Raw genomic sequence first — 19,376 nt, 5'->3', positions numbered from 1 at the left:
GAACACAGAAGGAGCCGCGCATGAGCGCCAGCAGCACCGACCGCATCATTGTGACCATCGAGGACGGCGTCGCCGACGTCCGCCTCAACCGCGCCGACAAGATGAACGCGCTCGACCCAGCGATGTTCGACGCGCTGATCGCCACTGGCGAACGGCTGCGCGAGACCCCGGACCTGCGCGCGGTGGTGCTGTCGGGCGAAGGCCGTGCGTTCTGCGCGGGGCTGGACATGGAAAGCATGGCCGGCATGCTCGGCAACGGCGGGGGCGGCGATCCGGGCATCCGCCCGGGCCGACTTGCCGCGCGCGCGCACGGCATCTCCAATCGTCCGCAGTACGCATGCATGGTGTGGCGCGAGCTGCCGGTGCCCGTGTTCGCGGCCGTGCATGGCGTGGCCTTCGGCGGCGGCCTGCAGGTGGCGCTGGGCGCTGACGTGCGCTTCGTCACGGCCGACACCAGGCTCTCGGTCATGGAGATCAAGTGGGGCCTGGTGCCAGATATGGCGGGCATGGTGCTGACACGCGGGCTGGTGCGCCCGGACGCGCTGCGCGAGCTGGTCTACACGGGCCGCATCGTCACCGGCGCCGAAGCGTGCGAACTGGGCCTGGCCACGCGCGTCGTGGACGATCCGCGCGCTGCGGCGCTGGAGGCGGCGCGGCAGGTCGCGCAGAAGAACCCGCACGCCATCCGCGCCGCCAAGCGGCTGATGGAAGTGGTCGAGGGTGGCGACAACGCCGCTATCCTGATGGCCGAGTCAGTCGAGCAGGACAAGCTGGTCGGTTCGCCCAACCAGCGCGAAGCGGTGCGGGCAAATCTGGAAAAGCGTGCGCCGAAGTTTGAGGCGGCACGGGACTGAGCGATACGCCCGGCGTTACCGCTGCCTGGCTCCCCTCTGCCGCATGCGGGAGAGGGGAGGCACCGCGCGATCGTCATAACCGGTGAGCGGTGAGCTAGGACTGTCTCCGGCGCCTCCACCACAACACATAGATCGCCACGTTAAGTCCCAGCACGAGCGCGCCGAGCCAGAGCTGAATCTCCGGCGTCAACCCGACCGGGTAAATCACCGGCAACAAGTAGCGCTCGACAAACCCGCCGCCATACCCCGCCTCGCCCGCCGCACGGCGCAACGCATTCTCCAGCGGCGTCAGCGGACAGATCCGCCCCGACCACTCCACGAACACGCCCCACGCTGCCGCCGGCAAGTGCACCCACGCGACGCGAGGCCAGCGGAACAGCAGCAGAGCGCCCCCGACCACGAAGGCGATGAAGAGGAAGTGGACCACGACCACCAGGTCAGCCAGCCACCCCGCCATCGGCGCCCTCCTCTCGTTCGTCAGGTTCGGCCGGACCAGTAGCCGGGTTGTGCGAACTGCGCCTTCAGGTGCTCGATGAAGAAGCGGATCTTGGCCGGCACCGGACGCTGCTGCGGGTACACGGCAAGGATGTCGTAGTCCGGCAGTGCGTATTCATCCAGCACGGTGACCAGCTCGCCGCTCTCGAGCTGCGGCAGGATCTCCCACGTGGAACGCCAGCCCAGGCCCAGGTGCTCCCCGGTCCAGCGGTGCAGCAGCTCGCCGTCGTTGCAGTCGAGGTTGCCGTTGACGCGCACCGTCACGGTCTTGCCGTTCTGCTGGAAGTACCAGCCGCGCTGCTGGCCGCCCTGCAAATTGAAGGCCAGGCAGTTGTGGTGCTGCAAATCGTCCAGCGTAAGCGGCACGCCGTGCTTTGCGAAGTACGCGGGCGTGCCGCACACCACGCGCTTGTTCGCGGCCAGCTTGATGGCGACGAAGTTCGGGTCGATGGCGCCACCTATGCGGATGCCGACGTCATACCCTTCGCGCACCAGATCCACGACGCGGTCCGTCAGGTTGAAGGAAATCTGCACTTCCGGGTTCGCCGCCAGGAAGGCCGGCGCATGCGGCGCCACGTGCTTGCGCCCGAACGCGGCCGGGGCCGACACGATCAGGTGGCCGGTGGCCTTGTGCTTGCCTTCGGCGATCAGCATCTCGGCGCGGTCCAGGTCGGCCAGCGCCTTCTTGCACTGCTCCATGAACACGGCGCCCTGCTCGGTCACGACGATGCGCCGCGTCGAGCGGTGCAGCAGCTTGACGCCGATGCGCGCCTCCAGCGCGTTGATGCGGCGCCCGATCATCACCGGCGTGACGTCCTGGGTGAGCGCAGCGGCGGCCATGCTGCCATGCTCGACCACGGCGATAAAGGCTTCTATCTGTTTGAGTTTGTCCATAGGGTATTGCGTCTCCTGCCCGCCATTGTGCGGCATCGGCGCCGGACTGGCACCTTGCCGGCACTTATGTAGCGGATCGGGGCTTGCGCATGGTGGCCAGCGGCTCACGCATCTGGCGGGCACAATGGCGCACCTCGCGCACGAATTCGGCGCAGACGTGGGTCATGAGGTCCACCGAGCGGTAGACCAGGAATACGCGGAAATCTGGCAGCTCGTCCTGGATAGGCAGCGGAGTGAGCGCGTCGCGTACCAGTTGCAGCGGGCCGCCAGTGCCGAAGAAGACAAAATCCGACCACATGCTGACGAGATCGGTCTTGGTCGCCAGCTGCAGGCCGAGCAGGTTCGAGGCGCTTTGCACCACGCGTCGCGGCATCTCCAGCCGGTGCAGGCGCATCAGGCTGGCGAGCGGGCTGCCAGCGTCATCGACCGGGTCGAGCACGAGCCAGTCGGCATCGAGCAGCGGCCGCAGGCGCCGCGCACGCCGCAGCGGGTGGCCGGTGCGCACGGCCAGCTTCATGCCGACCGAGAACAGCGGCTCCCACTGGAACGAGGCGGAGCCGGGGCCGCTGTTGGTCGAGATCAGCCCCAGGTCCAGCCGCCCTTCGCGCAACCCTTCCTGGATCTGCTGCGGACGCAGTTCGAAGCCGCGCAGCGCGACGTTCGGGAAGCGCTGGCGAAACGCCGCCATGGCGTCCGGCAGCGGCCCGCTGGAAGCCACCGCCGTGAAGCCGATATTGAGTTCGGCCTCGGCGTGGCCGCGGATCGACTCGATGTCTTCCAGCGCATGCCGCAGCTCCTGCTCCACCACGCTGGCCCGCTTGACCAGCGCCACGCCATAGGCCGTCAGGCTCACGCCGCGCACCGAGCGCGACATCAGCGTGACGCCCAGTTCGCGCTCCAGCTCCGCGATCGCCTTGGACAGCGCCGGCTGCGAGATATGCAGCGCACGCGCCGCCTCATGAATGCTGCCGTGCTCGGCCACGGCCAGCAGGGTGCGCAGTTGTTGCAGCTTCATCGGTCCCCTTGATTTGTGCGGCGTGCCCGCGTGCCGTGCAGCGCGCCCCGTTTGCAGGCGCACCGCATCCATGCGCGGCGCACGCCGCATTCCCGCCATCCCGCGCCAGCGCTGGGTTTCGCCCCGGCTCAGTACTTGTCCCGATATCCGCCGGCAAGCGGTTATGACGGTGATTCGATTTGGTTATCAAGATGAAAATATATGATTTTTTGTCCCGCCGCGTTTGCCTGAATACTTCATCGCAGCCTTTGCACCCCATGGCCAGCGCGGATCCCGATGACCCGGCACGGACAAGACCGGCCCCCGCGTGCGCCCCCACCCACCAGTTCGTGGAGACCGCATGAACGACGCCACCCTCGCCGCCGGCACCGGCACGCTTGCCACGCCGACGCGCCCGCAAAGCCAGTTCCGCCTGATTGCCGCCTGTTCCCTTGGCAATGCGCTGGAGATGTTCGACTTCACCGTCTACAGCTTCTTCTCGCTGCTGATCGGCAAGCTGTTTTTCCCGTCCGACAATCCCTACGGTTCGCTGCTGCTGGCCGTGGCCACCTTCGGCATCGGCTTCGTGATGCGTCCGCTTGGCGGCGTGGTGATCGGCAGCTACGCCGACCGCCGCGGCCGCAAGGCGGCCATGACGCTGACCATCGGCCTGATGGTGGCCGGCACGCTGTGCATCGCGCTGGCGCCGCCGTATGCGTCGGCGGGCGTGTTCGGTTCGCTGACGATCCTGGCCGGCCGCCTGCTGCAGGGCTTCTCGCTCGGCGGCGAGATCGGCGCGTCGACCGCCATGCTGATGGAATCGGGCGGCGTGCGCGGCCGCGGCTGGCGCGTGAGCTGGCAGCTCGGCAGCCAGGGCATCTCGGCGCTGCTGGGCGCGCTGACCGGCGCGGCCCTTTACACGCTGCTGCCGACCGAGTCGCTGGAAAGCTGGGGCTGGCGCCTGCCGTTCCTGGTGGGCCTGCTGATCGCGCCGGTGGGCCTCTACATCCGCGCCAACCTCGATGAAACGCACCAGGCCGACGCCCATGCACCGAGCCCGCTCGGCGAACTGTTCCGCCACCACTGGGCCACCGTGGTGAAGGGCATCCTCGCCACCACGGCTGGCACCGCGACGATGTACCTGGTGGTGTTCTTCATGCCGACGTACATGATCCGCGTGCTCAAGATGCCGCCCTCGCTGTCGTTCCTGTCGGGCTGCGTCACGGGGCTCACGCTGACGGTGGTATCGCTGGTCGCCGGGCGCCTGGCCGACCGCCTGACGAACCGCAAGCCGCTGGTGGTGGCGTCGCTGGTGTTCAGCATGGTGGCCGTGTATCCCGCCTTCTGGCTGATCAATGCCCACCCGAGCGTGCCGCTGGTGCTGTGCCTGTCGGCGCTGCTGACCGCCGGCATCAACCTGGGCACCACGCCGATGTTCCTGATGATGCTCGAGATGCTGCCCGCCAGCGTGCGCGCCAGCGGCCTGTCGGTGATCTACAGCGTTGGCGTGACCGTATTTGGCGGCTCGTCGCAGTTCATCGTCACGTGGCTGCTCTCGCGGACCGGCAATCCGCTCTCGCCGGCCTGGTACATGCTGGTCTGCGGCGCCATCACGCTGATCGCCGTGCTGAGCATCCGCGAACGCCGCGTGCACTGATTCCCCCATTCTTCAGGAGACCCGATCCATGACCCGCGCACCCACGCTCAAGCCCTTCCAGTACCTGCCGCACCTGCTGCCGAACATCAATATCGATGCCGAAACCTTCATCGGCATTCGCCGCCAGATCCATGCGCAACCCGAGCTCGGCTTCGAAGTCGGCGCGACCAGCAAGCTGGTGGCCACGCTGCTCGCCGCGTGGGGCTACGAGGTCCACACCGGCATCGGCAAGAGCGGCGTGGTCGGGCAACTCAGGCGCGGCACCGGCAAGCGCCGGCTCGGCATCCGCGCCGACATGGATGCGCTGCCGGTCGTCGAGGCCACCGGCCTGCCCTACGCCAGCCAGCTGCACGGCAAGATGCACGCGTGCGGCCATGACGGCCATACCGCGATCCTGCTGGCAGCAGCCAAGGCGCTGGCCGACCACCCGGACTTCGACGGCACGCTGAACCTCATCTTCCAGCCTGACGAGGAAAACCTCTGCGGCGCGCGCGCGATGATCGAGGACGGGCTGTTCGAGCGCTTCCCGTGCGACGCGGTGTTCGCACTGCACAATATGCCGGGCGTGCCGGCCGGCACCTTCCGCGTGCTGCCGGGGCCGGTCAGTTTGTCGTCCGATGTGGCCGACGTCACCATCAAGGGCGTGGGCGGCCACGGTGCCATGCCGCACCGCGCGCGCGATCCGATCGCCGCGTCGGCGGCCATCGTCACCGCGCTGCAGACGGTGGTGGCGCGCAACGTCGCGCCTGACGACACCGCGGTGGTGTCGGTCGGGTTCATCCGCGGCGGTGCCACGCACAATGTCATTCCCGAGTCCGTGACGATCGGCCTTAACGTGCGCGCGGCGCGTCCGGAGACGCGCGCGCTGGTAGAGCAGCGCATCCGCGAGATCGTGTCGCTCACGGCGCAGGCGCATGGTGTGGAAGCGCAGATCGACTACCGGCAGCTCACGCCGCCGATGGTCAACACCGAAGCGGAAACGCAGCTTGCGCAACATGTCTGCGCAGAACTCGTTGGGGCGGAAAACGTGGTCACGCAAGCGCCCAAGGGCCTGAACGGCAGCGAGGATTTTGCGTGGATGCTCAATGCGGTGCCGGGCTGCTACCTGATCCTCGGCAATGGCGAAGGGGAGTCTGGGGGATGCATGGTGCATAACCCCGGCTACGACTTCAACGACGCAGTGCTGCCGCTGGGCGCGGCCGCGTGGGTGCGGCTGGCGCAGACCTACCTGGCGGCGAACTGAAACCGCCCGGTCTTACTGCGCGGGTGCCTGCTCGGTGGATGGAGCCGGGCCCGCGCGCCGCGCCCCAAGCCGCGCGTTGATCTCCGCCGCCTCCCCCAGCACATGCGACAGCCGTCGCAGCGGCCGGCTGCATTGCACATGCACGTAGAGATAGAGCGCCGCCCCCACCACTACCATCACGGCGTAAAGCCATAGCAGGGACCCCTTCATCTCGGCCTGATGCGGCAGCGGGTGCAGCCCGCTCACGAGCACCAGCGCCGCGGGCGCCAGTGCAAGCAGCAGGCCGACGGCGCGCGCCATCGCTTCCCATAAGCGAATCTGCAAGGCCACCCGCCGTTGCCGCGCCTGCAGCTGCAGCGGGTGAATCCGCCCTAGCCGGCGCAGCAGCGCGTTCTCGATGGCGCTGTCCAGATCCATCTGGCTGGCCTGCCACCGCAGCGGGTTGCGCACGATCGCCAGCACACCCGGCAGGCGCATCAGCCCCGCGCCCGCATAGCACGCGGCGCAAAGCACCAGCAGGGCCTCGGTCAGCCGGACCGACCATGGCGCCAGCGGATGCTTCAGCACCAGCCGCCAGACAGCGAGCGCGGCGGCCGCAAGCAGCGTTGCCACCAGCGTGACGACGAAGCCCACCCACAGACCACGGCCAAGCCGCTGCGCCCAAGGCGTCACCCCCGCCGCACTGACCGACGCCGGCACGGGCGCGGGCGCCGGCGCGGCGGCCAGGGCTTCGAGCAGTTCGTAGGTGGACGGTAGCCGGGAGTACATGGCGTTCAGGAAGGCGGAGGTTTGGAATCGGCGCGGCGCAGCTAACCCCGCCATTGTCGCCGCAGCCGCGTGCAGGGGGTAGCGTCCCCGCGTATCCAGATCATCACACGCGATCTCGAATTCCGGTGCGCGCGGCATGGGCGCCGACCGTCCATCGGGCGTTCCAAGGCCACATTGCAAACTCCAGGTATCGAATCAACTGATCTCGCTTCCCTTTATCCCACACCGGTTGCGGGAATAGGATCAACTCCAACGGAAAACCCACCCCAACTGGAGACAAGATCATGGCAAAGATGAGAGCAATCGACGCGGCCATCGCCGTACTGGAGAAGGAAGGCGTGACCACGGCGTTCGGCGTGCCGGGCGCGGCGATCAACCCGTTCTACTCGGCGATGCGCAAGTCGGGCAACATCAACCACGTGCTGGCCCGCCACGTCGAGGGCGCCTCGCACATGGCCGAGGGCTACACCCGTGCCGAGCCGGGCAATATCGGTATCTGCGTCGGCACCTCGGGCCCCGCCGGCACCGACATGATCACCGGCCTGTACTCGGCCTGGGCCGATTCGATCCCCATCCTCTGCATCACCGGCCAGGCCCCGCGCGCCCGCCTGTACAAGGAAGACTTCCAGGCCGTCGACATCGAGTCGATCGCCAAGCCCGTGACCAAGTGGGCCGTGACCGTGCGCGAGCCGGCGCTGGTGCCGCAGGTGTTCCAGCAAGCGTTCCACATCATGCGCTCGGGCCGTCCGGGCCCGGTGCTGATCGACCTGCCGTTCGACGTGCAGGTCGCCGAGATCGAATTCGATCCCGACACCTACCAGTCGCTGCAGCCGTACAAGCCGGCCGCCTCGCGCGCCCAGATCGAGAAGGCCATCGCCATGCTCAACGCGGCCGAGCGCCCGCTGATCGTGTGCGGCGGCGGCGTGATCAACGCTGACGCGTCCGACCTGCTGGTCGAGTTCGCCGAGCTGGTCAACGTGCCGGTAGTGCCGACGCTGATGGGCTGGGGCGTGCTGGCCGACGACCACCCGCTGCAAGCCGGCATGGTCGGCCTGCAGACCTCGCACCGCTACGGCAACGCCACGCTGCTGGCTTCGGACTTCGTGATGGGCATCGGCAACCGCTGGGCCAACCGCCACACCGGCAGCGTCGACGTCTACACCAAGGGCCGCAAGTTCGTGCACGTCGATATCGAGCCGACGCAAATCGGCCGCGTGTTCGGTCCGGACCTTGGCATCGTTTCCGACGCCAAGGCCGCGCTGGAACTGTTCGTCGAAGTCGCACGCGAAATGAAGATGGCCGGCCGCCTGCCGTGCCGCAAGTCGTGGGTCGCCGACGTGCAGAAGCGCCGCCGCACCATGCAGCGCAAGAGCGACTTCGACAACGTGCCGGTCAAGCCGCAGCGCGTGTACCGCGAGATGAACCAGTACTTCCCGCGCGACGTGCGCTACGTCAGCACCATCGGCCTGTCGCAGATCGCCGCGGCGCAGTTCCTGTCGGTCAACGAGCCGCGCCACTGGATCAACTGCGGCCAGGCCGGCCCGCTGGGCTGGACCATCCCGGCCGCGATCGGCGTGAAGACCGCGTCGCCGAACTCGGACGTGGTGGCGATCTCGGGCGACTACGACTTCCAGTTCATGATCGAGGAACTGGCCGTGGCCGCGCAGTTCAAGGTGCCGTACATCCACGTGGTGGTGAACAACTCCTACCTCGGCCTGATCCGCCAGGCGCAGCGCGGTTTCGAGATGGACTACTGCGTGCAGCTCGCGTTCGACAACGTCAACTCGCCCGAGCTCAACGGCTACGGCGTGGACCACGTCAAGGTCGTCGAAGGCCTGGGCTGCAAGGCGATCCGCGTGTTCAAGCCGGAAGACATCGCCCCGGCCTTCGCCGAGGCGCGCGACCTGATGGCCGAGTTCTCCGTGCCGGTGGTCGTGGAAGTGATCCTGGAGCGCGTGACCAATATCGCGATGGGTACCGAGATCGACAACATCAACGAGTTCGAACCGATCGAGGATCTCGAGGACATCGAGGAAGCGATCCTGAAGGAAGAAGTGGAAACGGCGTAAGCAAGCCTCCACACGCGGCGCGGGCAACAGGCCCGCGCCGTTGTCAGCGCCCCCTGTTTTGCAGCACCAAGGAAAGCAGTAGCGGCTCCGCACCGGCGGAGCGACAACCACAATTAAACCGGAGAGATTCATGACCAAACTTGCGGCAAACCTCACCATGCTGTTCAACGAAGTCGGTTTTCTCGACCGCTTCGAAGCCGCTGCGCGCGCGGGCTTCCGCGGCGTGGAATTCCTGTTTCCGTATGCGTTCCATGCGGACCAGATCGCTGACCGCCTGAACCGCTTCCAGCTCGACCTGGTGCTGCACAACCTGCCCGCCGGCAAGTGGGATGCGGGCGAGCGCGGCATTGCCTGCCACCCGGACCGCGTCGGCGAATTCCAGGACGGCGTGGGCGAGGCCATCAAGTACGCCAAGGTGCTGGGCGTGCGCCAGCTCAACTGCCTGGTCGGCATCCAGCCGCAGAACGTGAAGCGCGAGCAGGCGCAGGAGACGCTGGTCGAAAACCTGCGCTTCGCCGCCAACGCGCTGGCCGCCGAGCATATCGACCTGCTGATCGAGCCGATCAACACCTTCGATATCCCGGGCTTCTTCCTGTCGCGCACGCAGCAGGCCGTGGACCTGATCAACCAGGTCAACGCGCCCAACCTCTACGTGCAGTACGACATCTATCACATGCAGCGCATGGAGGGCGAGATCGCCAACACCATCAAGGCCAACCTGCCGAAGATCAGGCATGTGCAGCTGGCCGACAACCCGGGCCGCAACGAGCCGGGCACCGGCGAGCTGAACTACCAGTTCCTGTTCAAGTACCTGGACGAGATCGGCTACACCGGCTGGATCGGCTGCGAGTACAAGCCGAAGACCACCACCGAAGCCGGCCTGGGCTGGCGCGCCGCCCACGGCGTGCAGTAACAGCGTGCAGTAACGGGTTACCGCACACGCAATCCATCACAGACTTAACATCCAATCGGAGACATCAACATGGCAAACCAACGCAATATCGGCTTCATCGGACTGGGCATCATGGGCGCACCGATGGCGGGCCACCTGCGCGCAGCGGGCCACACGCTGTTCGTGCATGACGTCAACCCGGCCCCGCAGGTCCTGGTCGATGCCGGCGTGACGGTCTGCACCAGCGCCGAGGAAGTCGCCAAGCGCGCCGACATCATCATCATCATGGTGCCGGACACCCCGCACGTCGAAGCGGTGCTGTTCAGCGAGAAGGGCGTTGCCGCCGCGCTCAAGGCCGCCGGCAAGGAAGCCAGCTACAGCAAGATCGTGGTCGACATGAGCTCGATCTCGCCGATCGCGACCAAGGATTTCGCAGCGCGCATCAACAAGCTGGGCGCCTCGTACCTGGACGCGCCGGTGTCCGGTGGTGAGGTGGGTGCCAAGGCCGCGTCGCTGACGATCATGGTTGGTGGTCCGGAAGAAGCGTTCGACCAGGTCAAGCCGCTGTTCGAGCTGATGGGCAAGAACATCACGCTGGTGGGCGGCAACGGCGATGGCCAGACCACCAAGGTGGCCAACCAGATCATCGTCGCGCTGAACATCCAGGCCGTGTCCGAGGCGCTGCTGTTCGCGTCGAAGGCCGGCGCCGATCCGGCACGCGTGCGCCAGGCGCTGATGGGCGGCTTCGCCTCGTCGCGCATCCTGGAAGTGCACGGCGAACGCATGGTCAAGCGCACCTTCGACCCGGGCTTCCGCATCGAACTGCACCAGAAGGACCTGAACCTCGCGCTGCAGGGCGCCAAGGCGCTGGGTGTGGCACTGCCGAACACCGCGACCGCGCAGGAGCTGTTCAACACCTGCGCCGCGAACGGCTTCGGCAAGGCCGACCACTCGGCCCTGTGCCGTGCGATCGAGATCATGTCGAACCACGACATCGCCAAGGCCAAGTAAGCGCATTGTTGTACATGCAATACCTGCAGTATCTGCAGTACCTGTAGTTGCAGCAAACGCCGTCCCCTTCGCCGGGGACGGCCTCAGTTTCAGTTCCCAGGATTCCCCATGCTCGACACCGAAACCAGCGCCGCCCTGCTGACCCCGCAGCGCCCCAGCCTCCAGCCGCGTGCCCTGCTGCGCGACCTGTTCGATACCGCCGTGGCGTCGGTCAGCGCCAGCCACTGCCTGCCCCCGCACCTGCCGCAGCCGCCCAAGGGCCGCACGGTAGTGATCGGCGCCGGCAAGGCCGCCGCCGCGATGGCGCAGGCGGTCGAGGCCCACTGGCAGGGCGAGCTGAGCGGACTGGTGGTGACGCGCTATGGCCACGGTGCCGACTGCCAGCGCATCGAAGTCGTCGAGGCCGCGCATCCGGTGCCCGATGAAGCCGGCGCCCGTGCCGCGCAGCGCATGGTCGAACTCGTGCAGGGCCTGAGCGCCGACGACCTGGTGCTGTGCCTGATCTCCGGCGGCGGCTCCGCGCTGCTGGCCGCGCCCGCGCCCGGCATCTCGCTGGCCGACAAGCAGGCCGTCAACAAGGCGCTGCTGCGCAGCGGCGCGAGCATTGGCGAGATGAACTGCGTGCGCAAGCACCTGTCCGCGCTCAAGGGTGGCCGCCTGGCGCTGCACTGCGCGCCGGCCCGCGTCGAGACCTTGCTGATTTCCGATATTCCCGGCGATGACCCGACGCTGATCGCAAGCGGCCCGACGCTGCCCGATGCGACCACCTGTGCCGACGCGCTCGCCGTTATCGCCAAGTACGGCATCGAGGTGCCGGCCAATGTGCGCGCGCATCTCGAAAGCGGCGCTGGCGAGACGCCCAAGCCCGGCGATGCGCGTTTTTCCGGCCACCGCAGCGTGACGCTGGCCACCGCGCAGCAATCGCTCGAAGCCGCTGCGGCGCGTGCGCGCGAACTCGGCTACGAAGCGCACATCCTGTCCGATTGCATCGAAGGCGAGGCCCGCGACGTGGCCGTCGTGCATGCCGCGATCGCACGCCAGATCGCGCAGCACGGCCAGCCGTTTAGCAAGCCGTGCGTGCTGCTGTCGGGCGGCGAGACCACCGTCACAGTGCGCGGCAAGGGCCGAGGCGGCCGCAATGCCGAGTTCCTGCTGTCGCTGGCGGTGGCGCTCGACGGCCTGCCCGGCGTGCATGCGATTGCGTGCGACACCGACGGCATCGATGGTTCCGAAGACAACGCTGGCGCCCTGCTCGCGCCCGACACGCTGACCCGTGCCGCGGCTCGCGGCCTGTCCGCGCGCGCGCATCTGGAAAACAACGACGGCTATGGCTTCTTTGCGGGCGTGGACGACCTGATCGTCACCGAACCGACCCGCACCAACGTGAACGACTTCCGCGCGATCCTCATCGTCTGAGCATCGCGGCCGAAGCGAACTGCACGAACTGAATTGCCGAATTGCATTACCGGCGCACCGCATCCGGCGCGCCGTTCCGAGAATGGAAGAGGAGACATCATGAGACGCCAGCGCAAAGCCAAGATCGTTGCCACGCTCGGTCCCGCGAGCACCGATATCGCGGTGATCCGACAGCTGTTCGAAGCCGGGGCCGACGTGTTCCGCCTGAACTTCAGCCACGGCACGCACGAAGACCACCGCGCGCGCTACGACGCCGTGCGCCAGGTCGAGGCCGAGACCGGCCGCCCGATCGCGGTGCTGGCCGACCTGCAGGGCCCCAAGCTGCGCATCGGCGTGTTCGCCGCAGGCAAGGTCGCGGTGCGCGCCGGCGACACCTTCGTGCTCGACAGCGACCCGACGCCCGGCGACGGCACCCGCGTGCACCTGCCGCACCCGGAACTGTTCCGCGCGGCGCAGCCCGGACAGTCGCTGCTGATCGACGATGGCAAGGTGCGCCTGGCGATCGAAGCCGTGGCGAGCGGCAGCATCACTACGCGCGTGGTGAATAACGGCACGCTGTCCGACCGCAAGGGCGTGAACGTGCCCGACGCGGTGATCCCCATTCCCGCGCTGACCGAAAAGGACCGCAAGGACCTGGACTTCGCGCTGTCGCTTGGCGCTGACTGGATCGGCCTGTCGTTCGTGCAGCGCCCGTCCGATATCGTCGAAGCGCGCGAGATCGTCGGCACGCGTGCCGGCATCCTGTCGAAGATCGAGAAGCCGGCCGCGCTGCAGCAGCTCGAAGAGATTGTGCGCGTGTCGGACTCGGTGATGGTCGCGCGCGGCGACCTCGGCGTGGAACTGCCGCCCGAGCGCGTGCCCGGTGTGCAGAAGCGCATCCTGCGCGTGTGCCGCCAGCTTGGCAAGCCGGTGGTGATCGCTACGCAGATGCTGGAGTCGATGATCGACTCACCGGTGCCGACGCGTGCCGAAGCGTCCGATGTGGCGAGCGCGATCTACGAAGGCGCCGACGCGGTGATGCTGTCGGCCGAGTCGGCCAATGGCCGCTACCCGGTGCCTGCAGTGTCGATGATGAATCGCATCGTCACCGAGGTGGAACGCGATCCGCTCTATCGCAACCTGCTCGATGCTCAGCACGAGACGCCGCTGAACACACGCCAGGACGCGATCTGCGCGGCACTGCGCGAAGTCACGCAGATCATCGGCGCGGCGGCGACCGTGACTTATACGTCGTCCGGCGCCACGGCACTGCGCGCGGCGCGCGAGCGGCCGTGCGCGCCGATCGTCAGCATCACGCCGAACCTCGAGATCGCACGCCGGCTGGCGATTGCCTGGGGCGTCCACTCGACCGTCAGTCCCGATGTGCAGAGCGTCGACGAGATGGTCGAAGCGGCCACGCGGGCCGCGCTGGTCGAGGGCTATGCCGCGCCGGGCGACCAGATCACGATTGCCGCCGGCATGCCGTTTGGCCAGGGCGGGACCACCAACCTGCTGCGCGTGGCGGAAGTTGGCGGTAATGCGGCGGTCGGTGCGCAATCCGCCCGGGAGGCCGCTACGGTCTGATCCGCTTTTTGTTGTCGGGGCACTGGCCGTGCCCCTATGGTGCAAATTGCCGCCCGCCACCCGCCAGTGCCTTTTCTCCAAGGCTGGGCGGGTGGCGTTTTTTTGTCTGGAGGGGTTGTTCCCGAAGGGCGCCGTGCCGCCAAACGCCCTTCATCCTCGTTGCTATACTTGATTCCCCAACCGATACCCCCTTGCCCGCGGAGCCCCCATGCGTCTCGATGACGAAGCCGAAAGCCAGAACGTTGAAGACCGCCGCGGCGGCTTTGGCGGTGGCGGGTTCGGTGGTCCGAAGACCATCGGCATCGGCACGGTCATCATCGCCCTTGCCGCGTCGTATTTCTTTGGCATCGATCCGACGCTCATCATGCAGGGTGCGTCGGTGCTGCAGGGCCAGCAGGCGCCCCACCAGCAACAGGTCAACCGGCCTCCGGCCAACGACCAGATGACGGTGTTCACGCGCAAGGTGCTGGGCAATACCGAGCGGACGTGGGAGCACATCTTCGAAACCGAACTCAATCGCCGCTACGAGCCGCCGAAGCTCGTGCTGTTCTCGGGCGCGACGCCAACTGCATGCGGCACGGGACAATCGGCCATGGGTCCGTTCTATTGCCCGGGCGATCACAAGGTCTATATCGACCTGGCCTTCTATGACGAGCTGCGCCAGCGCTTTGGCGCGGGCGGCGATTTTGCGCAGGCGTATGTGATTGCCCACGAGATCGGTCACCACGTGCAGAACCTGCTCGGGGTCTCCGACAAGGTCGATGCGGCACGCCGCCGCATGGGCGAGGCGCAGGCCAACCAGTTGTCGGTGCGCATGGAGCTGCAGGCGGACTGCCTGGCCGGCGTCTGGGCCACCAACGCACAGCGCGCCAACCAGCAGTTGCTGGAGCCGGGCGATATCGAGGAAGGCCTGAAGGCCGCCGCCGCCATCGGCGACGACCGGCTGCAGCGCCAGTCACAGGGCTATGTCGTGCCCGAGGCCTTTACACATGGCACCAGCGAACAGCGTGTGCGCTGGCTGCGCCAGGGCCTGACCACGGGCGATATCCGCAAGTGCGATACCTTCGCCGCGCGCCAGCCTTGATCCGTCGTTTGACCCGTTTTCTTCGGCGCGATCGTCCTGAGCGAGCCGCACCGGACTCAGGTGCTAAACCGTGAGCTTCGTGGTGATCTTCGGGGAAAAATCGCCTGCCCGGCGCAGAGAGAAGGAGGAGGAGGTCTGCCGGGCAGGCGGGAGAGAAAACTTGCGGCCACCCAGGGTGGCCGCATCAGGTCCGAAAAGAACCCTGTGAAAGCGCGTCAGACGCGATACCCGTAGAGCGTGCCGTCGCCCGTGCGCGAGTTGTCGGTCGAGCTCGCGGAGAGCTCGCCACTAAATACGGCCGCACCATCCGTATAAGGGTTGAAGCGTTCCATGCGCGCGCCGTCCGTATAAGGGTCGTAAACCTTGCGCGCGCCGTCGGTGTAGACGTCGTACTTGCCTTGCTTGGTGCCGTCCACATACGGGTCGAACTTGCCGGCACGCAGTGCGTCGGCATAAACATCGAACTTGCCTGCCTTGCTGGTCGCAGCAGGGGCAGCGATCGACGCGGCCGATGCGGCCAGGGCCGCTACCACGAACGCGCCGCCAAGAATGCGTTTGGCGATCATTTCGGACTCCTTCAACTGATTTCGTCTTTCTTTATGTGACCGGCTAACTCCTTGCCGCTACGCAATCTTTGTCGCGATGCGAGCACGGACTGAAGCTTAGTCACTGGGTACGTCATCGGAAATGACGCTGCGACGAATGGTGAGTTGCTAGTCGTGAAACGACGGACTTGCTGACGAACGGTGCGTGTGGATCGCCGTATGCCTATGCCATGGCGCGAGGCAGCGGGCCCGCACGCGTATGGCGTGCGCTGCCCGTTTCACCTGCTCAAAGTGTGTACTGGCCGCTGGCCTCGGGCTGGAACGCGATTTCACTGATGATGACGTGCTGTTCGCGGCCATCGGGCATGCGGTAGCTCACCGTCTGGCCGGCACGCGCGCCCAGCAGCGCCTGGCCCACCGGCGACAGCACCGACAGCCGGCCGGCCTCGAAATCGGCTTCATCCGGGTAGACCAGCGTCCACTGGCGCGGCGCGGCGTCGCCTTGCAGTGCGCACAGCAGGCGGGAGTTCATGGTGACCACGTCGGTCGGGATATCCCGCGGCGCGACGATCGCCGCGCGCGCGAGCAGCGCGTCGAGCATATCGGCCATCGGGCCGGCGCCGGGGCGGCTGGCAATACGCTCCAGTCGCGTGACGTCGAGCTCGGTCAGGTAGAGGGTCGTTGCGGTCGGGTTGGTGGCCGTCATGGCTAATCCTCCGTCAGATGTCGGTGGCGGTCAGGTTGGACCCGGCACGGCAACCGGACGGCATTGCCGACGGCCCCATGCGGGAACATCAGGGAAAAACAGCGAATCAAGGCCGGCGTTGCCGGGTCACACGGCGCTTGCAAAGCGCATCGGTGTCAGAACGCAGGCTTGGGGCTCGGGCCCGGTTCGGCCCGGGCCCGTGGTGGGGACAATCAGGCTGGGAACCGGGCGGGATCAGGCGGAGCGCTGACCCGGCGGCGGGGCGTCATGCGCGTTGCCAGGGCTGCGGCGCCGGTGCGTGCGCGGTCCTGCCGCGCAGGGCGGGCAGGTACGGCGGGCAGCGAGTGGCGGGCTGTTATGGCGGTCACGCAGATAACAAGAGCTAGGATCTGGAAAGGAAAACCAGACACATGTCCGGCAATTCTGGCTTCGTGCCCGCACCGGTCTGGTGCAGCGACGGGAACACCCATCGTAGCACAGGCAGGCGGCATGCGCCGTGAGCGCCGCCTTCAGCCAGCCTGGCCGGTGGCCGGCGCATGGCATTCGCATGGCGCGCCGGCAGCGGCCTGCTGCAGGTTCTGCAGGATGCCGCATTCGCTGGCGGCCTGGTGCTGGTGGTGGCAGGTCTCGCGCAAGGCCCGCAGCTGGCTCTCCAGCGCTTCGAGTGCCATGCGCTGCGCGTGGATCTGCTCGATCTGGCGGTCCAGCAAGGCGTTGACATCGTCACAGTCCTGCGACGGGTTGCGCTCGAAATCGCGCAACCGGCGGACGTCCGACAGGCTCATGCCGAGCGAACGGCAGTGCCGCACGAAGTTCAGCTGCGTGAGGTGCATGTCGCCGTAGCGGCGGTAGCCGTTGTCCTCGCGCTGCGGGGCGTCGAGCACGCCTTCGCGTTCGTAGTAGCGGATGGTTTCGACGTCGCAACCGCTGTGCCGGGAGAGTTCGCCGATTCGCATGGGTACGATCTCTGTAGTGACTACGGGGTTTTGCTAGTCTAGCGCAGAAGACACTGATCTGCCGAAGCGGCGTCAGCGGCAGCCGTTCATGCCGCGTGCCTCGTCCCGCAGTGTCATCGAGCGCAGCGCAAGCGCTTCGCGGATATGCCGGGCGGCCAGTTCGGGCCTGGCCGTGCCGCACATGAAGATATCCACAGCCGCGAAGCCATATTCGGGCCACGTATGGATGCTGATGTGCGACTCCTTGAGCAGCAGCACGCCCGTCACGCCAAGCCCTGGCCCGAAGTGCTGGAAGCGCGCATCGCGCGCGTGAGGGTGGTCAACGCCGATGCCGCGCAATGGATGGAGCAGCGTGCCGAGGTGTTCGATGCCATCATCGTCGACCTGCCCGCCCCGCCCAACTTCGGGCTCGGCAAGCTGTACTCGGTACAGATGTACCGGCTGCTGTCGCGGCACCTCACGGAGAAGGGTTAAGCCGTGGTGCAGTCCACCTCGCCGTACTACGCGCCGCGCTCGTACTGGGGCATCGATGCAACCCTGCGCGAGGCGGGCCTGCATACCTGGCCCTACCACGCCTACGTGCCATCGTTTGGCGAATGCGGGTTCAACGACATGCCGATGCGGTTCCTCGATGCGGCGGACAGCACCGCCTTGATCAGGCCTGTCGGTGTTCGAAGAGGCCGCCTGACGGGGCACCCGCGCAGCCGCGCGCATCGTAGGCTAGCGCTCATTACGTCACCGCGGACGCCGGCACCATCCTGTAGAATTCGCGCCATCCCCCTTTGCGTTTTTTTTGCTGTCGCTGCTGTCGCGTGCGCACCATCCGGCTCCTCCTGCTGGTTCTGATGCTGGCCTTCCTGCCGTTCCAGGCATGGGCCGGCGCAGTCGCGCCTGAATTGGGTGCTGCGGCCAACCCGGCGCAACAGACTGACGGCCGTTCGGCCGGACAGTGCAAGGCGACGGAAAGTGCGGCGCCCTGCAGCACCTCACCGACCGATCCGGCCGAAGCGCCTGAAACGTCGCCGGCCGGCATCGATCTCGCGGAGCAGCTTCTGCCCTCGCCCGAGTTCCGCGTTGCCGCCGGTCCCACCCAATCCGGGCCACCGCGCTACGTGGGGATTGCCCTGCCTGACCCCGACCTTCCTCTCCTGCCGCGTCCTCCGCGCGGCTGATCCCCACCTGCGCGGCATTCGCCGCGCATGACCATTCCTGCGTGCCGTGCCGTTGAGGCGCCGCGCGCGCCTGCGGCCCGTCCGCGCCTATCCTGCTGTCCTGTTCCACTCTCATGAAACGCGTCCTGCTTTTCCTGGCGACCAACCTCGCCGTCATGCTTGTCCTCAGCATCACCGCCAGCGTCCTTGGCGTGAACCGCTTCCTGACCGCCAACGGTCTCAACCTCGGCATGCTGCTCGCCTTTGCCGCGCTGATGGGCTTCGGCGGCGCCTTTATCTCGCTGCTGATGTCCAAGACCATCGCCAAGTGGTCCACCGGCGCGCAGGTCATCACGCACCCGGGCACCAGCACCGAACTGTGGCTGGTGCAGACCGTGCAGAAGCTGACGCAGAAGGCCGGGCTACCGATGCCCGAAGTGGCGATCTACGAGGGCGAGCCCAACGCGTTTGCGACCGGCGCGACCCGGAACAGCTCGCTGGTGGCCGTTTCCACCGGCCTGCTGCAAACGATGTCGCACGACGAGGTGGAGGCCGTGCTCGCGCATGAAGTGGCGCACGTGGCCAATGGCGACATGGTCACGCTCACGCTGATCCAGGGCGTGGTGAACACGTTCGTGATCTTCCTCGCGCGCGTGGTCGGCTACTTCGTCGACTCGATGCTGCGCAAGAACGATGAGGAGTCGAGCGGGCCCGGCATCGGCTACATGGTCACCGTGATCGTCTGCGAGATCGTCTTCGGCATCCTGGCCAGCATCATCGTCGCCGCCTTTTCTCGCCGCCGCGAATTCCGCGCCGACGCGGGCGCCGCGGGCCTGATGGGCACGCCGATGCCGATGGTCGCCGCGCTGCGCCGCCTGGGCGGCCTGGAGCCGGATGGCCTGCCGCAGAACATGCAGGCCATGGGCATAGCAGGAGGGACATCGTGGATGGCGCTGTTCTCGAGCCATCCGCCGATCGAGCAGCGCATCGCGGCGCTGCAGTCGGCACGCTGAAGCCCGATCCATCGCTGCGACCCGTCCAGGGCCTCTGGCATCGCGGGCATCGGTCAGGGAGCAAG

General features: G+C 67.1%; 19 protein-coding genes and 1 pseudogene. 12 read left to right on the top strand and 8 right to left on the bottom strand.

Annotated features, from left to right (window positions below):
- The first annotated feature begins 20 nt into the window (after window positions 1-20).
- Window positions 21-854: a crotonase/enoyl-CoA hydratase family protein gene (locus AC3FNH_RS12285; RefSeq protein ID WP_488720230.1), complete on the top strand. Its 834-nt coding sequence runs from the start codon at window positions 21-23 to the stop codon at window positions 852-854.
- A gap of 94 nt (window positions 855-948) precedes the next feature.
- Here AC3FNH_RS12285 and AC3FNH_RS12280 read toward each other — a convergent pair whose 3' ends face one another.
- The 3 genes from AC3FNH_RS12280 to AC3FNH_RS12270 all read right to left on the bottom strand — a co-directional run bounded on the left by AC3FNH_RS12280 (window position 949) and on the right by AC3FNH_RS12270 (window position 3,258).
- Window positions 949-1,311 carry a DUF2784 domain-containing protein gene (locus tag AC3FNH_RS12280; RefSeq protein ID WP_488720229.1) on the bottom strand — a complete coding sequence of 121 codons (363 nt, stop codon included), beginning with the start codon at window positions 1,309-1,311 and terminating at the stop codon, window positions 949-951.
- 20 nt (window positions 1,312-1,331) lie between these two features.
- On the bottom strand, window positions 1,332-2,243 hold the full coding sequence (locus AC3FNH_RS12275) for a LysR family transcriptional regulator (protein ID WP_488720228.1): 912 nt from the start codon (window positions 2,241-2,243) through the stop codon (window positions 1,332-1,334).
- A gap of 64 nt (window positions 2,244-2,307) precedes the next feature.
- Window positions 2,308-3,258 carry a LysR family transcriptional regulator gene (locus AC3FNH_RS12270; RefSeq protein ID WP_488720227.1) on the bottom strand — a complete coding sequence of 317 codons (951 nt, stop codon included), beginning with the start codon at window positions 3,256-3,258 and terminating at the stop codon, window positions 2,308-2,310.
- A 340-nt stretch (window positions 3,259-3,598) separates the two neighbouring features.
- Between AC3FNH_RS12270 and AC3FNH_RS12265 the strand changes: the two genes are divergently transcribed.
- Window positions 3,599-4,894 carry an MFS transporter gene (locus AC3FNH_RS12265; RefSeq protein ID WP_276098884.1) on the top strand — a complete coding sequence of 432 codons (1,296 nt, stop codon included), beginning with the start codon at window positions 3,599-3,601 and terminating at the stop codon, window positions 4,892-4,894.
- A gap of 28 nt (window positions 4,895-4,922) precedes the next feature.
- Window positions 4,923-6,137: a M20 aminoacylase family protein gene (locus AC3FNH_RS12260; RefSeq protein ID WP_488720226.1), complete on the top strand. Its 1,215-nt coding sequence runs from the start codon at window positions 4,923-4,925 to the stop codon at window positions 6,135-6,137.
- Window positions 6,138-6,149: 12 nt separating this feature from the next.
- On the opposite strand, the gene AC3FNH_RS12255 is transcribed toward AC3FNH_RS12260, so the two are convergent.
- On the bottom strand, window positions 6,150-6,905 hold the full coding sequence (locus AC3FNH_RS12255) for a hypothetical protein (RefSeq protein ID WP_488720225.1): 756 nt from the start codon (window positions 6,903-6,905) through the stop codon (window positions 6,150-6,152).
- 284 nt (window positions 6,906-7,189) lie between these two features.
- On the opposite strand from AC3FNH_RS12255, the gene gcl reads away from it, so the two are divergent.
- From gcl to ypfJ, 6 genes are all read left to right on the top strand, one after another.
- Window positions 7,190-8,974: a glyoxylate carboligase gene (gene gcl / locus AC3FNH_RS12250; protein ID WP_488720224.1), complete on the top strand. Its 1,785-nt coding sequence runs from the start codon at window positions 7,190-7,192 to the stop codon at window positions 8,972-8,974.
- Window positions 8,975-9,104: 130 nt separating this feature from the next.
- Window positions 9,105-9,887, top strand: a complete 783-nt coding sequence (gene hyi / locus AC3FNH_RS12245) for a hydroxypyruvate isomerase (protein WP_276098888.1) — start codon at window positions 9,105-9,107, stop codon at window positions 9,885-9,887.
- Between the two features lie 69 nt (window positions 9,888-9,956).
- Complete coding sequence (gene glxR / locus AC3FNH_RS12240) at window positions 9,957-10,877, top strand: 2-hydroxy-3-oxopropionate reductase (protein ID WP_276098889.1); 921 nt, start codon at window positions 9,957-9,959, stop codon at window positions 10,875-10,877.
- A gap of 108 nt (window positions 10,878-10,985) precedes the next feature.
- On the top strand, window positions 10,986-12,293 hold the full coding sequence (locus AC3FNH_RS12235) for a glycerate kinase type-2 family protein (RefSeq protein WP_488720223.1): 1,308 nt from the start codon (window positions 10,986-10,988) through the stop codon (window positions 12,291-12,293).
- A 99-nt stretch (window positions 12,294-12,392) separates the two neighbouring features.
- On the top strand, window positions 12,393-13,856 hold the full coding sequence (pyk, locus tag AC3FNH_RS12230) for a pyruvate kinase (protein ID WP_276098891.1): 1,464 nt from the start codon (window positions 12,393-12,395) through the stop codon (window positions 13,854-13,856).
- A 208-nt stretch (window positions 13,857-14,064) separates the two neighbouring features.
- Window positions 14,065-14,940, top strand: coding sequence for a KPN_02809 family neutral zinc metallopeptidase (gene ypfJ, locus AC3FNH_RS12225; RefSeq protein WP_488720222.1), 876 nt, complete (start codon window positions 14,065-14,067; stop codon window positions 14,938-14,940).
- A gap of 215 nt (window positions 14,941-15,155) precedes the next feature.
- Here ypfJ and AC3FNH_RS12220 read toward each other — a convergent pair whose 3' ends face one another.
- The 4 genes from AC3FNH_RS12220 to AC3FNH_RS12205 all read right to left on the bottom strand — a co-directional run bounded on the left by AC3FNH_RS12220 (window position 15,156) and on the right by AC3FNH_RS12205 (window position 17,405).
- On the bottom strand, window positions 15,156-15,506 hold the full coding sequence (locus AC3FNH_RS12220) for a hypothetical protein (RefSeq protein WP_488720221.1): 351 nt from the start codon (window positions 15,504-15,506) through the stop codon (window positions 15,156-15,158).
- A gap of 265 nt (window positions 15,507-15,771) precedes the next feature.
- Window positions 15,772-16,191, bottom strand: coding sequence for a nucleoside diphosphate kinase regulator (gene rnk / locus AC3FNH_RS12215; RefSeq protein ID WP_488720220.1), 420 nt, complete (start codon window positions 16,189-16,191; stop codon window positions 15,772-15,774).
- A 509-nt stretch (window positions 16,192-16,700) separates the two neighbouring features.
- Window positions 16,701-17,147 (bottom strand): Cd(II)/Pb(II)-responsive transcriptional regulator, encoded by a 447-nt coding sequence (locus AC3FNH_RS12210; RefSeq protein WP_488720219.1) that lies wholly within the window; start codon window positions 17,145-17,147, stop codon window positions 16,701-16,703.
- A 72-nt stretch (window positions 17,148-17,219) separates the two neighbouring features.
- Complete coding sequence (locus tag AC3FNH_RS12205) at window positions 17,220-17,405, bottom strand: S-adenosylmethionine decarboxylase family protein (protein WP_488720218.1); 186 nt, start codon at window positions 17,403-17,405, stop codon at window positions 17,220-17,222.
- Between the two features lie 48 nt (window positions 17,406-17,453).
- On the opposite strand from AC3FNH_RS12205, the pseudogene AC3FNH_RS12200 reads away from it, so the two are divergent.
- The 3 genes and pseudogenes from AC3FNH_RS12200 to htpX form a co-directional block, all read left to right on the top strand.
- A pseudogene (locus tag AC3FNH_RS12200) lies at window positions 17,454-17,783 on the top strand (spermine/spermidine synthase domain-containing protein); the annotation flags it as partial.
- A gap of 176 nt (window positions 17,784-17,959) precedes the next feature.
- Entirely contained in the window at window positions 17,960-18,319 is a 360-nt protein-coding gene (locus AC3FNH_RS12195; protein WP_488720217.1) for a hypothetical protein, read from the top strand.
- A 113-nt stretch (window positions 18,320-18,432) separates the two neighbouring features.
- The gene (htpX, locus tag AC3FNH_RS12190) at window positions 18,433-19,311 is read left to right on the top strand and encodes a protease HtpX (RefSeq protein WP_488720216.1); all 879 of its coding nucleotides are present in this window, start codon (window positions 18,433-18,435) and stop codon (window positions 19,309-19,311) included.
- The last annotated feature ends 65 nt before the right edge of the window (window positions 19,312-19,376 follow it).

The sequence above is a fragment of the Cupriavidus sp. 22TCCZM01-5 genome (assembly GCF_057798915.1).
The sequence above is the reverse complement of the archived record's forward strand: the minus strand, read 5'-3'. Positions and strand labels throughout refer to the sequence as shown.

Coding starts and splice junctions, on each gene's coding strand:
- hyi (WP_276098888.1), top strand. CDS start 9,105: ATGACCAAACTTGCGGCAAACCTCACCATGCTGTTCAACGAAGTCGGT.
- AC3FNH_RS12280 (WP_488720229.1), bottom strand. CDS start 1,311: ATGGCGGGGTGGCTGGCTGACCTGGTGGTCGTGGTCCACTTCCTCTTC.
- glxR (WP_276098889.1), top strand. CDS start 9,957: ATGGCAAACCAACGCAATATCGGCTTCATCGGACTGGGCATCATGGGC.
- gcl (WP_488720224.1), top strand. CDS start 7,190: ATGGCAAAGATGAGAGCAATCGACGCGGCCATCGCCGTACTGGAGAAG.
- AC3FNH_RS12255 (WP_488720225.1), bottom strand. CDS start 6,905: ATGTACTCCCGGCTACCGTCCACCTACGAACTGCTCGAAGCCCTGGCC.
- AC3FNH_RS12275 (WP_488720228.1), bottom strand. CDS start 2,243: ATGGACAAACTCAAACAGATAGAAGCCTTTATCGCCGTGGTCGAGCAT.
- AC3FNH_RS12285 (WP_488720230.1), top strand. CDS start 21: ATGAGCGCCAGCAGCACCGACCGCATCATTGTGACCATCGAGGACGGC.
- AC3FNH_RS12260 (WP_488720226.1), top strand. CDS start 4,923: ATGACCCGCGCACCCACGCTCAAGCCCTTCCAGTACCTGCCGCACCTG.
- htpX (WP_488720216.1), top strand. CDS start 18,433: ATGAAACGCGTCCTGCTTTTCCTGGCGACCAACCTCGCCGTCATGCTT.
- AC3FNH_RS12265 (WP_276098884.1), top strand. CDS start 3,599: ATGAACGACGCCACCCTCGCCGCCGGCACCGGCACGCTTGCCACGCCG.
- pyk (WP_276098891.1), top strand. CDS start 12,393: ATGAGACGCCAGCGCAAAGCCAAGATCGTTGCCACGCTCGGTCCCGCG.
- AC3FNH_RS12235 (WP_488720223.1), top strand. CDS start 10,986: ATGCTCGACACCGAAACCAGCGCCGCCCTGCTGACCCCGCAGCGCCCC.
- AC3FNH_RS12220 (WP_488720221.1), bottom strand. CDS start 15,506: ATGATCGCCAAACGCATTCTTGGCGGCGCGTTCGTGGTAGCGGCCCTG.
- ypfJ (WP_488720222.1), top strand. CDS start 14,065: ATGCGTCTCGATGACGAAGCCGAAAGCCAGAACGTTGAAGACCGCCGC.
- AC3FNH_RS12270 (WP_488720227.1), bottom strand. CDS start 3,258: ATGAAGCTGCAACAACTGCGCACCCTGCTGGCCGTGGCCGAGCACGGC.
- rnk (WP_488720220.1), bottom strand. CDS start 16,191: ATGACGGCCACCAACCCGACCGCAACGACCCTCTACCTGACCGAGCTC.
- AC3FNH_RS12210 (WP_488720219.1), bottom strand. CDS start 17,147: ATGCGAATCGGCGAACTCTCCCGGCACAGCGGTTGCGACGTCGAAACC.